The organism is Saccharopolyspora montiporae (assembly GCF_015209505.1).
Lineage (GTDB): Bacteria > Actinomycetota > Actinomycetes > Mycobacteriales > Pseudonocardiaceae > Saccharopolyspora > Saccharopolyspora montiporae.
The window spans coordinates 1-13,647 of sequence record NZ_JADEYC010000036.1 but is presented as its reverse complement, the minus strand read 5'-3'; the positions used below and the strand labels follow the sequence as shown (position 1 = coordinate 13,647).

General features: G+C 70.8%; 12 protein-coding genes. 10 read left to right on the top strand and 2 right to left on the bottom strand.

The genetic code is table 11. The features are described 5' to 3' along the window. On the bottom strand, positions 1-197 hold a 197-nt coding region (locus tag IQ251_RS17365; RefSeq protein ID WP_193929685.1), incomplete at its 3' end, for a hypothetical protein. A 380-nt stretch (positions 198-577) separates the two neighbouring features. Here IQ251_RS17365 and IQ251_RS17360 point away from each other — a divergent pair. The 8 genes from IQ251_RS17360 (at position 578) to IQ251_RS17325 (ending at position 10,337) form a co-directional block, all read left to right on the top strand. After that, on the top strand, positions 578-2,404 hold the full coding sequence (locus tag IQ251_RS17360) for an acetolactate synthase large subunit (RefSeq protein WP_193929683.1): 1,827 nt from the start codon (positions 578-580) through the stop codon (positions 2,402-2,404). Positions 2,405-2,418: 14 nt separating this feature from the next. Further along, the gene (ilvN, locus tag IQ251_RS17355; RefSeq protein ID WP_193929694.1) at positions 2,419-2,925 is read left to right on the top strand and encodes an acetolactate synthase small subunit; all 507 of its coding nucleotides are present in this window, start codon (positions 2,419-2,421) and stop codon (positions 2,923-2,925) included. Between the two features lie 93 nt (positions 2,926-3,018). After that, positions 3,019-4,014 (top strand): ketol-acid reductoisomerase, encoded by a 996-nt coding sequence (ilvC, locus tag IQ251_RS17350; protein WP_193929681.1) that lies wholly within the window; start codon positions 3,019-3,021, stop codon positions 4,012-4,014. Between the two features lie 211 nt (positions 4,015-4,225). After that, positions 4,226-4,474: a DUF397 domain-containing protein gene (locus IQ251_RS17345; RefSeq protein ID WP_193929679.1), complete on the top strand. Its 249-nt coding sequence runs from the start codon at positions 4,226-4,228 to the stop codon at positions 4,472-4,474. 216 nt (positions 4,475-4,690) lie between these two features. Further along, entirely contained in the window at positions 4,691-6,286 is a 1,596-nt protein-coding gene (gene serA, locus IQ251_RS17340; RefSeq protein WP_193929677.1) for a phosphoglycerate dehydrogenase, read from the top strand. Between the two features lie 286 nt (positions 6,287-6,572). Continuing rightward, positions 6,573-7,616 carry a 3-isopropylmalate dehydrogenase gene (locus tag IQ251_RS17335; protein ID WP_193929675.1) on the top strand — a complete coding sequence of 348 codons (1,044 nt, stop codon included), beginning with the start codon at positions 6,573-6,575 and terminating at the stop codon, positions 7,614-7,616. A gap of 257 nt (positions 7,617-7,873) precedes the next feature. Then, positions 7,874-9,517 (top strand): citramalate synthase, encoded by a 1,644-nt coding sequence (gene cimA / locus IQ251_RS17330; RefSeq protein ID WP_193929673.1) that lies wholly within the window; start codon positions 7,874-7,876, stop codon positions 9,515-9,517. 37 nt (positions 9,518-9,554) lie between these two features. Beyond that, positions 9,555-10,337, top strand: coding sequence for a fumarylacetoacetate hydrolase family protein (locus tag IQ251_RS17325; RefSeq protein WP_193929671.1), 783 nt, complete (start codon positions 9,555-9,557; stop codon positions 10,335-10,337). 13 nt (positions 10,338-10,350) lie between these two features. Here IQ251_RS17325 and IQ251_RS17320 read toward each other — a convergent pair whose 3' ends face one another. Next, positions 10,351-11,583: an FAD-dependent oxidoreductase gene (locus IQ251_RS17320; RefSeq protein ID WP_193929669.1), complete on the bottom strand. Its 1,233-nt coding sequence runs from the start codon at positions 11,581-11,583 to the stop codon at positions 10,351-10,353. A gap of 125 nt (positions 11,584-11,708) precedes the next feature. Between IQ251_RS17320 and gltX the strand changes: the two genes are divergently transcribed. Beyond that, the gene (gene gltX, locus IQ251_RS17315) at positions 11,709-13,205 is read left to right on the top strand and encodes a glutamate--tRNA ligase (protein ID WP_193929687.1); all 1,497 of its coding nucleotides are present in this window, start codon (positions 11,709-11,711) and stop codon (positions 13,203-13,205) included. Positions 13,206-13,345: 140 nt separating this feature from the next. Next, positions 13,346-13,647: HAD family hydrolase (locus IQ251_RS17310; protein ID WP_502362407.1), on the top strand; the 302-nt coding region annotated here is incomplete at its 3' end.

The window sequence follows — 13,647 nt, the reverse complement described above, 5'->3', positions numbered from 1 at the left end:
TGCGCGGCGGTCGCGTCGGTCCGCCCGGTGGACTCGCCGGGCCGGCCGGCCACCTCGGGAGTCTGGGTGCTCTCGGTGATCTGGGTGCTCTCGGAGGTCTGGGTGCTCTCGGAGGTCTGGGTGCTCTCGGAGGTCTGGGTGCTCTCGGAGGTTTGGGTTTCCTTGGGGGTTTGGGTTTCCTCGGGGGTCTGGCTCACGCCTGCGATGGTCTCACCTGCGGTATCGATCGCCGCGCACTGTGGTGCGCGGCCGACCGGCCTGCGGTGTGCATCACACCCGGTCGTCGGCGCTCGGGCCGCGCGGGGCGGCTGAACTGCGACGACGCCGCGCCGTGCGCTCCCGGGGTGCGGGGCGCCGTGTCCACTCCGCGGGAAACGCCTCCCGCATCGTTTGACGGGGAGTCCGCGGGCCGACTAACGTCCGATCCATGCTGCGCAACAACGAGATTCTCGTACTTCCCCGGCGCGTCGCCGCCTAGGAAGTTCGCAGCGTCGACGCGCCAACCCTCGTAGGACCCGTGTGGGTCCGCGGGGGTTTTTTGATGTCCGGTCCCACTCCCGACCCCGAGGCAGACCCGATGACCAGCGCCAATACCAGGCAGAATCCGGTCCCGGCGCCACCGCCGGGACGCCGTCCCAAGCCCGCTCCGCCGAGCGGGGCCCCGGTGAAGCTGACGGGTGCGCAGGCGCTCGTCCGTTCCCTGGAGTCCGTCGGCTGCGAGACGGTGTTCGGGATCCCCGGCGGCACCATCCTGCCGACCTACGACCCGCTGCTGGACTCGGCCAAGGTGCGGCACGTCCTCGTGCGCCACGAGCAGGGCGCCGGGCACGCCGCCACCGGGTACGCGCAGGCCACCGGCCGCGTCGGGGTGTGCATGGCCACCTCCGGCCCGGGGGCGACCAACCTGGTCACCGCGCTGGCCGACGCGCAGATGGACTCGGTCCCGGTCGTGGCGGTCACCGGGCAGCAGACCACCGGGCTGATCGGCAGCGACGCCTTCCAGGAAGCCGACATCTGCGGGATCACCCTGCCGGTCACCAAGCACAACTTCCTGGTGACCGACCCGGCCGACATCCCGCGGGTGATCGCCGAGGCGTTCTACATCGCCTCCAGCGGCCGCCCCGGGCCGGTCGTGGTGGACATCCCCAAGGACGTGCAGCAGGCGGAGCTGTCGTTCTCCTGGCCGCCGGAGATGAAGCTGCCCGGCTACCGGCCGACCAGCAAGCCGCACGGCAAGCAGGTCCGCGAGGCGGCACGGCTGATCTCCGAGTCGCAGCGCCCGGTGTTCTACGTCGGCGGCGGCGTCATCAAGGCCGAGGCGGCCGAGGAGCTGCGCGTGCTGGCCGAGCACACCGGGATCCCGGTGGTCACCACGCTGATGGCCCGCGGGGCGTTCCCGGATTCGCACCCGCTGCACCTGGGCATGCCGGGCATGCACGGCACGGTCGGCGCGGTGACCGCGATGCAGCGCTCCGATCTGCTGATCTCGCTGGGCGCGCGGTTCGACGACCGGGTGACCGGGCAGCTGTCCTCGTTCGCGCCCGAGGCCAGGATCGTGCACGCGGACATCGATCCGGCGGAGATCTCCAAGAACCGGCACGCCGACGTGCCGATCGTGGGCGACTGCAAGGACGTCATCGCTGAGCTCACCGAGGCGGTCTCGGCCGAGGAGCACATCGCCCCGGACCTGACCTCCTGGTGGGAGCAGCTGGCGGACTGGCGGGACCGCTTCCCGCTGGGCTACGACCGGCCTGCCGACGGCAGCCTCTCCCCGGAGTACGTGATCGAGCGCATCGGCGCGCTGGTCGGACCGGAGGCCGTCTACGCGGCCGGGGTCGGCCAGCACCAGATGTGGGCGGCGCAGTTCATCGGCTACGAGAACCCGCGGACCTGGCTCAATTCCGGGGGCCTGGGCACGATGGGCTACGCGGTTCCCGCCGCGATGGGCGCCAAGGCCGGGGTCCCGGACAGCGCCGTGTGGGCCATCGACGGCGACGGCTGCTTCCAGATGACCAACCAGGAACTGGCCACCTGCGCCATCGAGAACCTGCCGATCAAGGTGGCCGTCATCAACAACGGCAACCTGGGTATGGTCCGGCAGTGGCAGAACCTCTTCTACGCCGAGCGCTACTCACACAGTGACCTCGGCACCCACAAGCACCGCATCCCGGACTTCACGCTGCTCGCCGAGGCGTACGGCTGCGTCGGACTGCGGTGCGAGTCCGAAGAGGACGTGGACAGCGTCATCCAGCGGGCGATGGAGATCGACGACCGACCCGTCGTCATCGACTTCGTGGTGGGCAAGGACGCCCAGGTGTGGCCGATGGTCGCCGCAGGCAAGAGCAACGACGAGATCATGGCGGCGCGCGACATCCGGCCCCTGTTCGACGAGGAGGAAGCATGAGCAGCGCTGTGCCGATGACCCGACACACGCTCAGCGTGCTGGTGGAGAACGTCCCGGGTGTGCTGGCCCGGGTCTCCGGGCTGTTCTCCCGGCGCAGCTTCAACATCGAGTCGCTGGCGGTGGGTCCGACCGAACACCCGGAGATCTCCCGGATGACGATCGTGGTGGCCGTCGGCGAGCAGCCCCTGGAGCAGGTCACCAAGCAGCTCAACAAGCTGGTCAACGTGATCAAGATCGTCGAGCTGGAACCCGACTCGGCGGTGCAGCGGGAACTGCTGATGGTGAAGGTGCGTGCGGACGCGTCGGTGCGCAGCCAGGTGCTGGAGACGGTGCAGCTGTTCCGCGCGAAGGTTGTGGACGTGTCCCCGGAAGCGCTCACGATCGAGGCCACCGGGACCGCCGATAAGCTCGACGCGCTGCTGCGCATGCTGGAGCCCTACGGGATCCGGGAAATGGTGCAGTCGGGTTCGATCGCGATCGGGCGCGGTCCCCGGTCCATCACCGCCACCGCACCGCGCTGATCCGCCTGCCGCCGGGCAGTCGGCGGCGTGCCCCCGGAAACCCCGCCACCGGGCCGAGAACCGAAGAACTCCCGAAAGGAAACGCGGAACGACATGGCAACTGAGATCTTCTACGACGCCGACGCCGACCTCGGTCTGGTGCAGAACCGCAAGGTCGCGGTCATCGGCTACGGCAGCCAGGGCCACGCGCACGCGCTGAGCCTGCGCGACTCCGGTGCCGACGTGCGCATCGGCCTGCAGGAGGGCTCCAAGTCGCGGGCCAAGGCCGAGGAGGACGGCCTGCGGGTGCTGAACCCGTCCGAGGCCTCCGCCGAGGCGGACCTGATCATGATCCTGGCGCCGGACACCAAGCAGCGCGAGATCTACGCCGAGCACATCGCGCCGAACCTGAAGTCGGGCGACGCGCTGTTCTTCGGCCACGGGTTCAACATCCGCTACGGCTTGATCCAGCCGCCCGCGGACGTGGACGTGGCGATGGTCGCGCCAAAGGGCCCGGGCCACCTGGTGCGCCGCCAGTTCGTGGACGGCAAGGGCGTCCCGTGCCTGATCGCCGTGGAGCAGGACCCGAGCGGCAACGCGCAGGCGCTCGCGCTGGCCTACGCCGCCGCGATCGGCGGTGCGCGTGCCGGGGTCATCAAGACCACCTTCACCGAGGAGACCGAGACCGACCTGTTCGGTGAGCAGGCCGTGCTGTGCGGCGGCACCAGCGCCCTGGTGCAGAGCGGTTTCGAGGTGCTGGTCGAGGCCGGTTACCAGCCGGAGATCGCCTACTTCGAGGTGCTGCACGAGCTCAAGCTCATCGTGGACCTGATGTGGGAGGGCGGTATCGCCGGGCAGCGCTACTCCTGCAGCGACACCGCCGAGTACGGCGACCTCACCCGCGGGCCGCGGGTCATCGACGAGCACGTCAAGGAGTCGATGCGCAAGATCCTGGGCGAGATCCAGGACGGCTCGTTCGCCAAGGAGTGGGTGGCCGAGGACGACGGCGGCCGCCCGAACTTCGACAAGCTGCAGGCCGCGGGCAACGCGCACCAGATCGAAGAGGTCGGCAAGAAGCTGCGCAGCCTGATGTCCTGGACCGGCAAGTGAGGTGCTGATCGCGGGGCGCGCCCCGCGATCGGCCGCGGCGGGAGGACCGGTACCGGTCCCGCCGCTTCCCCTGCTCGGCCCGCGCGGCGATCCCGCGGCGGCCGGTGTGCGAACGGCCCGGTTCCTCCCACCGGAGGTGCCGGGCCCGTTGCGTTCCGGGCCCGGCAACGCGCGCGGAGGCCGCCGGAGAGTGAGCGATAGAGTACGCATCGTGAGTGCAGACGAGCACGAGATCGCCGATGACAAGGCCCACATCCGGCACCGGCTCGACTTCTCCGGGGCCGAGTGGATCACCAGCACCGATGATCCGACCGAGCCGGGCGTCGAGGTCGCGTTCGTGGACGGCTACATCGGGATGCGCAACGGGGCGCAGCAGGAGGGGCCGGTCCTGGTCTTCACTCCGGAGGAGTGGGAGGCGTTCGTGGCCGGCGCCAAGGACGGGGAGTTCGACGAGCCGTGAGGGCGGGGCGAGCGCTGCTGCGGACCCGGTCCGACCAGCGGTTCCGGTGTTCGGGGAAAGCCTGTTGATCAGCGATGATGGTGCGCAATCGACGGAATTCGCACCGGTGATACGGACTACACCCTTGTGAACACTTTCTCAAACCGCCGTTAAACTGCGAGCCCGTCCGGGCACAACGCCGTGCCGACCGTGATCCTCGCTAGATGGAGCTCGCCCGTGACCAACGCAAGCCGTCCTGTCGTCCTGATTGCTGAGAAGCTGGCACCGTCCGTGATCGACGCCCTCGGTGACGAGGTCGAGATCCGCCACGTGGACGGCACCGACCGGCCTGCGCTGCTCGAAGCGGTCGCCGGAGCGGACGCGCTGATCGTGCGGTCCGCCACGAAGGTCGATGCCGAGGTGTTCGCCGCGACCACGCAGCTCAAGGTCGTGGCCCGCGCCGGTGTCGGGCTGGACAACGTCGAGGTGCCCGCCGCCACCGAGCGCGGCGTGATGGTCGTCAACGCGCCGACCTCGAACATCGTCTCGGCCGCCGAGCACGCGATGGCCCTGCTGCTGTCCCTGGCCCGCAACGTGGCCCCGGCCGATGCCAGCCTGCGCAACGGTGAGTGGAAGCGCAGCTCCTACTCCGGTATCGAGCTCAACGGCAAGACCGTGGGCGTGGTGGGCCTCGGCAAGATCGGCCAGCTGTTCGCGCAGCGGGTCGCCTCGTTCGGCACCCACCTGATCGCCTACGACCCCTATGTGTCGGCGGGCCGCGCCGCGCAGCTGGGCATCGAACTGGTCAGCCTGGAGGAGCTGCTCTCCCGCGCCGACGCGCTGTCCATCCACCTGCCCAAGACCGCCGAGACGCTCGGCCTCATCGGGGCGGAGGAGCTGAAGAAGGCGAAGCCGGGGCTGCTCATCGTCAACGCCGCGCGCGGCGGGCTCATCGACGAGGACGCGCTGGCCGACGCGCTGCGCAGCGGCCAGGTCGGCGGTGCGGGCATCGACGTCTACAAGACCGAGCCGAACACGGACAGCCCGCTGTTCGAGCTGGAGAACACGGTGGTCACCCCACACCTGGGTGCCTCCACTGCCGAGGCGCAGGACCGCGCGGGCACCGACGTCGCCCGCTCGGTGCGGCTGGCGCTGGCCGGCGAGTTCGTGCCGGACGCGGTCAACGTGCAGGGCGGTGCCGTCGGCGAAGAGGTGCGCCCCTACCTGCCGCTGGCGCAGAAGCTGGGCCAGCTGCTGTCCGGTGTGCTGGGCTCCACCCCGAACTCGGTGACCATCGAGGCCCGCGGTGAGCTCGCCGACGAGGACGTCTCGGTGCTCCAGCTGGCTGCGCTGCGCGGACTGTTCGCCGGTGCCGTGGAGAGCCAGGTCACCTTCGTCAACGCCCCGCAGCTGGCCGAGGAGCTCGGGGTGCAGGTGGACGTGCGCACGACCTCGGAGAGCCCGAACCACCGCAGCGTGGTCTCGATCCGCGCCGCGCTGGCCGACGGCCGGTCCGCGGTGGTGTCCGGTGCGCTGTCCGGCCCGAACCAGGTGGAGAAGCTCATCGAGGTCAACGGCCGGCACTTCGACCTGCGCGCCGAGGGCAACGTGCTGCTGCTGGAGTACCCGGACCGCCCGGGCGTGATGGGCAAGGTCGGCACGCTGCTCGGCGAGGTCGGCGTGAACATCGAGGCCGCCACGGTCAGCCAGACCACCGAGCGCGCGGACGCGATCATGCTGCTGCGGGTGGACCGCCCGGTCGAGGCGGGCGTGCTGGAGCCGATCGGTGCCGCGGTCGGCGCCAACGTGGTCCGCACGGTCAGCTTCGACTGACCGCGGTCGCCACGGTCGGCGTCGGAGCAGGGCCGCGGGGCTCGTTCCGCCGACCGGTGCGCTCGCTGCACCGGTCGGCAGAGCCAGCCGAAAGCGTGAGGTAGCGGGGTCGTCACGGTGTTCGTGGCGGCCCCGCTGCGCGTTCCGGCCCCGGACGGGTGTCCCACGCATCGGGATGCTTCAACCACTTGGTGGGTCCGGCGTGCCGGGGGTTGATCGGTGGCCGGTAGCCTGCGGCTCAACAGATCGAGCCCCGAAGACGGGGTGCTTCTCGGGAGGTGTGCAGATGCGGCTCGCGGTGATTCCCGGTGACGGGATCGGGCCGGAAGTTGTGGCCGAGGCGCTGAAAGTGCTCAACGAGGTCGTTCCGGACACCGAGATCACGCGCTACGACCTCGGCGCGGCCCGGTGGCACGCGACCGGTGAGCTGCTCCCGGAATCGGTGCTCGGCGAACTGCGCCAGCACGACGCGATCCTGTTGGGCGCTGTCGGCGACCCGTCGGTGCCCAGCGGGATCCTGGAGCGCGGGCTGCTGCTGCGGCTGCGCTTCGAGCTCGACCACCACGTCAACCTGCGCCCCGCGCGGCTCTACCCCGGGGTGAAGAGCCCGGTGGCCGAGCCCGGCGAGATCGACATGACCGTGGTCCGCGAGGGCACCGAGGGGCCGTACGCGGGCAACGGCGGTCTGCTGCGCAAGGACACCACGCACGAGATCGCCACCGAGGTGAGCCTCAACACCGCCTTCGGCGTCGAGCGGGTGGTGCGCGATGCGTTCGCCCGCGCCGCGAACCGGCCGCGCAAGCACCTGACGCTGGTGCACAAGACCAACGTGCTCAGCCACGCGGGCTCGCTGTGGTCGCGGGTGGTCGAAGAGGTCTCGCTGCAGTACCCGGACGTCACCGTCGCCTACCAGCACGTGGACGCCACCACCATCCACATGGTCACCGATCCGAGCCGGTTCGACGTGATCGTCACCGACAACCTGTTCGGCGACATCATCACCGACCTGGCGGGTGCGATCACCGGCGGTATCGGGCTGGCCGCCAGCGGCAACATCGACGCCACCCGACGCAACCCCAGCATGTTCGAGCCGGTGCACGGCAGTGCTCCGGACATCGCCGGGCAGGGCGCGGCCGACCCCACCGCGGCGGTGCTGTCGGTGGCGATGTTGCTCGACCACGTCGGCCTGGCCGAGGCGTCCCGGCGAGTGGAGGCGTCCATCGCCTTCGACCTGGCCACCCGGGACCACTCCGCGCCCGGCGCCACGTTCGCCATCGGCGACCGGCTGGCGGCGCTGGTCTCCTCCCGCGAGGTGGCCCCGCAGGCCTGAGCTCCCGTCCGCCGCGGCGCCCGGTGATCCGTCGCCGTCCGCCGCGGCGTCCCGGGATGTGACGTTGTCCGCGCACCGGGTGGGAACGGGCGCGGGATGTGGCAGCATGCCGGTGATGGCTTCCCGCAGCACGAGCATTATCGGCGAGCGCGCCGGGTGACGACTTCCGCACCCCCGGCGCGCAGACCTCTCGCATCAGCGGGGGGTCTTTTTTGTTGCCCGGGAACGCCCGCGAGTCGAGGGACAGGAGAACTCCAGTGAGCCGCACGATCCCGGCGTCGACCCCGCTCGGCGACGACTTCCACGTCTACGACACGACGTTGCGCGACGGGGCCCAGCGCGAGGGCATTTCCTACTCGGTCGCCGACAAGCTCGCGGTGGCCCGGCTGCTGGACTCGCTCGGCGTCGGGTTCATCGAGGGCGGTTGGCCCGGGGCGTTGCCCAAGGACACCGAGTTCTTCCACCGCGCCGCGGCGGGTGAACTGGACCTGCAGCACGCGGCACTGGTCGCGTTCGGGTCCACCCGTCGCGCTGGCACCGCGGCCGTGGACGACCCGCAGGTGCGGGCGCTGCTGGATTCCGGCGCCCCGGTGGTCACCCTGGTCGCCAAGGCGGACCGCAGGCACATCGAGCGGGCACTGCGCACCGATCCGGCGGAGAACTGCGCGATGGTCGCCGACACGGTGCGCCACCTCGTCGGTGCGGGGCGGCGGGTGTTCGTGGACGCCGAGCACTTCTTCGACGGGTACGCGCACGATCCGGACACCGCGCTGCGCGTGCTGGACGCGGCGGTCACCGCCGGCGCCGACGTCGCGGTGCTGTGCGACACCAACGGCGGTCAACTGCCGCTGCAGCTGGCCCGGACCGTCGAGGAGGTCATCGCGCGCACCGGGTTCCGCATCGGCATCCACTGCCAGGACGACACCTCCTGCGCGGTGGCCAACAGCGTCGCCGCGGTGCAGGCCGGTGCCAGCCACGTGCAGTGCACCGCCAACGGGTACGGCGAACGCGCGGGCAACGCCGATCTGTTCGCCGTGCTCGGCAACTTGGCGACCAAGCTGGACATGCCGGTGTTGCCCGAGGGCGGGCTGCGCGAGACGACGCGGGTCGCGCACGCGCTCGCCGAGATCGCCAACATCGGCCCGGACGCGCACCAGGCTTACGTCGGGCAGTCGGCCTTCGCGCACAAGGCGGGGTTGCACGCCAGCGCGATCAAGGTCGATCCCGAGCTGTACAACCACATCGACCCGGAACGCGTGGGCAACGGGATGCGCGTGCTGGTCACCGAGATGGCCGGCCGGGCCAGCTTGGAGCTCAAGGGTGCCGAGCTCGGGGTGGATCTGGCCGGATCGCCGGACGCGATCACCGCCGCGGTGCGCCGGGTCAAGGAACTCGAAGCCCGCGGCTGGTCGTTCGAGGCCGCCGACGCTTCGCTGGAACTGCTGCTGCGCCGGGAGAAGGCCGAAGCCGACGGCACCGGTCAGCTGCCGGTCCCGTTCGAGCTGGAGTCCTACCGGGTGGTGCTGGACCACCGCAGCGACGGCGAGGTCGTGGCCGAGGCCACGGTCAAGGTGCACGTGACCGGGCAGCGGGTCATCGCCACGGCGGAGGGCAACGGCCCGGTCAACGCGCTCGACGCGGCGCTGCGCGAAGCCCTGGTCCCGCACCTGCCGTGGCTGGGCGATGTGGAGCTGGCCGACTACAAGGTGCGGATCCTGGCGGACGCCGCCGGGACGGACGCGGTGACCCGGGTGCTGGTGGAATCCCGGGACGGCGCCGAGGAATGGACCACCGTCGGCGTGCACGGCAACATCGTCGAGGCCAGCTGGCTGGCGCTGTGCGACGCGCTGGCGTACAAGGCCGCCGCCCGATCCGCCGTCGGCTCCTCCCGGGCGCGTTAAGCTGGCCGGACGTCTGCACTCGAATCCGGAGGTCGTTTTGCGCCTGGCACGCGTTGCCCACTCCGACGGGGTGTCCTTCGTCGCGTTGGAGCCTGATCCGTCGGCTCCGCAGGAGAAGGCACTGGCCGTGGAGATCGATCAGCACCCGTTCGGCGATCCCACGTTCACCGGCCGCAAGTGGCCGATGTCCGACGTCCGGCTGCTGGCACCGATCCTGCCCACGAAGGTGATCTGCGTGGGCAAGAACTACGCCGCGCACGCGCAGGAGATGGGCACCGAGGCGCCGGAGAACCCGCTCATCTTCATGAAGCCGTCCACCTCGGTGGTCGGGCCGAGCAGTCCGATCAAACTCCCGCCGAACTCCGAGCGGGTCGACTTCGAGGGCGAGCTGGCCGCGGTCGTCGGCCAGCCGTGCAAGGACGTGCCGGAGGCGCGCGGCCGGGACGTGCTGCTGGGCTACACGATCGCCAACGACGTGACCGCCCGCGACCAGCAGAAGGCCGACGGGCAGTGGACGCGGGCCAAGGGCTACGACACGTTCTGCCCGCTGGGGCCGTGGATCGACACCGGGGTGGACCCGTCCGACCTGGAGATCCGGACCGAATTGGACGGTGAGGTCCAGCAGCAGTCGCGCACCTCGCTGCTCATGCACGACGTCGCGGCGCTGGTCTCCTGGATCTCGCGGATCATGACGCTGCTGCCGGGCGACGTCATCCTCACCGGTACGCCCGAGGGCGTCGGTCCGATGCAGCAGGGCCAGCAGGTGTCGGTGGCCGTGGACGGACTCGGCATGCTCACGAACCCGGTGCAGCAGGGCTGACGAGCCGCGGTCGCTAGCGCAGGGCGGCTTTCGGCGGTTGTTCCGGAATCGCTCCCCAGGCGAGCAGGTAGGGCGGTACGGCGCCGAGGACCGGGGCGTTCTGCAGGACTCGCACCGGTAGCGGCATGCGCGCGGGGGCGCCGAAATCGATCGCACCGTGCAGGGCTGGGCCCACCACGTTGTCGTGCGCGAGTCGCTGGAACCGCTGGACCAGCACGGTGGTGGGCCACCTGCGCCGCTGGACCGCTGCGACGTGCCTGCGGCGCAGCCGGCCTTCGCGCAGCGGGTCGGCGAGGTGGCGCGCGGCGGCGACCGCGTCCTGCACCGCGAGGTTGATGCCGATCCCGCCGACCGGGGACATGGCGTGCGCGGCGTCGCCGATGCACAACAGACCGGGCACGTGCCACTTGCGCAGCCGGTCCAGCTTGACGTGCAGCACTTTGACGTCGTCCCAGTCGGCGACCAGGCTCCGCCCGGCCAGCCACGGCAGCCTGCGGACGAGATCCGCGTTGAACTCCGCGATCGAGCGCTGCGCGCGGTCGGTCCCATCGGTGCCCTTGGCGATGATCGAGGCCGCCTGGAAGTAGTCGCCGCGGTCCAGGAGTGCGGTGAACGCACCGTCGCGGATGACGCCGAGCCCGCCGGCCGGGTCGCCGGGTTCGCGCGGGATGCGGAACCAGCGGGCGTCCATCGGGGTGGGGAAGTCCTGCAGTCCGAGCTCGGGCAGCGCACGCACCTGCGAATCCCGCCCGTCGCAGGCGATCGTGATGGTGGCGCGCAGTTCCCCGGTGCCGCCGTCGGCGGTGCGGTAGCGGACGCCGTTGACCCGGCCGCCTTCGCGGATGAGTTCGGTCGCCTCGGTGTTCATCCGCAGCGTGAATGGCGGTTCCTGCGCGCCGGCCTGCGCCAGCATGTCCAGGAAATCCCACTGCGGCACCATGGCGATGTAGTTGTACGGGGGGTGCAGCCGGGTGAAATCGCCGAAGGTGAACAGGTCTCCGTCCGGTCCGACCGGGATCCGGATCTGCTGCAGGTGCCGCTGCGGCAGATCCGCGAACCGCGCACCGAGCCCGATCTGGTCCAGCAGCCGCAGCGTGGTCGGGTGCACCGTGTCCCCGCGGAAGTCGCGCAGGAAGTCCCCGTGCTTCTCCAGCACGGTCACGGCGACGCCGCTGCGGGCCAGCAGCAGGCCGAGCACCATCCCGGCCGGTCCGCCGCCGACGATGCAGCAGGTGGTGCGTTCCACCGGGAGCCTCCCAGCTGCTCCGAGGCCGTTCGGGCATCGTTCAACGCTTGTTGAACACCACCAGGGTGACGCGCCCGGGAGTCCGGCGTCAACACACGTCCCGGGGTGGATAGGCTGACCGCGTGATGAGCACGCCAGAAGCCGCCACCCCCGCCGCTGCGCACCCGCTGCGCGTCCGGTTCTGCCCGTCGCCGACCGGCACCCCGCACGTCGGGCTCATCCGCACCGCGCTGTTCAACTGGGCCTTCGCCCGGCACCACCGGGGAACCCTGGTGTTCCGCATCGAGGACACCGATGCCAGCCGGGACACCGAGGAGTCCTACGACGCGATCGTCGACGCGCTGAACTGGCTGGGCCTCGACTGGGACGAGGGGCCGGAGGTCGGTGGCGAGCACGGCCCGTACCGGCAGAGCCAGCGGCGCGGCGTCTACGACGACGTCGCCCGCAAGCTGCTCGACGCCGGTGAGCTCTACGAGGCGTTCTCCACCCCGGAGGAGGTCGAGCAGCGGCACCGCGCCGCCGGTCGCGACCCCAAGCTGGGCTACGACAACCACGACCGGGACCTCACCGAGCAGCAGCGGGCGGAATTGCGCGCCGAAGGGCGGACTCCCGTGCTGCGCCTGCGGATGCCCGCGCACGACATCACGTTCACCGACCTGGTCCGGGGGGAGATCACCTTCCCCGCGGGCAGCATCCCGGACCCGGTCCTGGTGCGCGGCAACGGCGATCCGCTCTACACGCTGACCAATCCGGTCGACGACGCGCTGATGGACATCACCCACGTGCTGCGTGGCGAGGACCTGCTGTCCTCCACCCCGCGCCAGATCGCGCTCTACGAAGCGCTGCAGCGAGTGGGCGTCACCGATTCCACGCCGCAGTTCGGGCACCTGCCGTTCGTCATGGGCGAGGGCAACAAGAAGCTCTCCAAGCGCGATCCCAAGTCGAACCTGTTCCACCACCGCGAGCGCGGTTTCCTGCCCGAGGGGCTGCTCAACTACTTGGCGCTGCTGGGCTGGTCGATCTCCGATGACCGGGACGTGTTCACCCTCGACGAGATGGTCGACGCCTTCGACATCGGGCGGGTCAGCGCCAATCCGGCGCGTTTCGACCAGAAGAAGGCCGACGCGATCAACTCCGCGCACCTGCGTGCCCTGGCCCCGGACGACTTCGTGCTGCGCGTGGTCCCCTACCTCATCGAGGGCGGGGTGCTGCCCGCGGAGCCGACCGAGGAGCAGCTCGCCGTGGTGCGTGCCGCGGCGCCGCTGGTGCAGGAGCGGTTGATCGTGCTCTCCGACGCGGTCGGCATGATGGGTTTCCTGTTCGCCGGGCAGGAGTTCGCGCCCGAGCCGGATTCCGCGGCCAAGGCGCTCGGCGAGGATGCTCGTCCGGTGCTGGAAGCGGCGGTGTCCGCGCTGGAGCCGCTGCCGGAGTGGACGACCGGTGCGATCGAGCAGGCGCTCAAGGACGCCATCGTGGACGGGCTGGGCATCAAGCCGCGCAAGGCGTTCGCCCCGGTCCGGGTGGCCGTCACGGGGCGCACGGTCTCCCCGCCGCTGTACGAGTCGATGGAACTGCTGGGCAGGCGGACGTCCCTCGAACGGCTGCGCGCCGCGCTGGGCTGACCGGCGGGCGGATGTGCGCAGCTGCCCGCATCCGCCCGGCCGCGCTGCTCCGGGCAGCGGGCAGGCTCAACCGAATCAGCGGCCCAGGATCACCGCGTTGGCCGAGTCGGGCACCCGCCGGGAGCACCTAGCCTCTCGGGGTGACATCCGCGCCTGACGGGTCCGCAACCCGCGACACCGGACAGATCAAGGCCGTCTGCCTCGACATCGACGACACGCTCCTGGACAGCGAACGCGCCTCGCGGTGCGGCCTGCGCGCGCTGGTCGGCAGTGACCGCGCCTGGCCCGTGTGGCAGCGCACCACCGACCAGTTCTACTCCCGGTTCTCCTCCGCCGAGATCGACTTCGACGTGCTGTGCGTCGAGCGCACGCAAGCGTTCTTCGCGGCTTTCGGTGAACGCATCGACGCGGTGGAGGCCGCACGCCGGGAATCCCACCGCAT

What these genes read in the sequence shown, in the direction of transcription:
- IQ251_RS17360 (WP_193929683.1), top strand. Translation starts at nt 578, where the DNA reads ATGACCAGCGCCAATACCAGGCAGAATCCGGTCCCGGCGCCACCGCCG.
- ilvN (WP_193929694.1), top strand. Translation starts at nt 2,419, where the DNA reads ATGACCCGACACACGCTCAGCGTGCTGGTGGAGAACGTCCCGGGTGTG.
- ilvC (WP_193929681.1), top strand. Translation starts at nt 3,019, where the DNA reads ATGGCAACTGAGATCTTCTACGACGCCGACGCCGACCTCGGTCTGGTG.
- IQ251_RS17335 (WP_193929675.1), top strand. Translation starts at nt 6,573, where the DNA reads ATGCGGCTCGCGGTGATTCCCGGTGACGGGATCGGGCCGGAAGTTGTG.
- gltX (WP_193929687.1), top strand. Translation starts at nt 11,709, where the DNA reads ATGAGCACGCCAGAAGCCGCCACCCCCGCCGCTGCGCACCCGCTGCGC.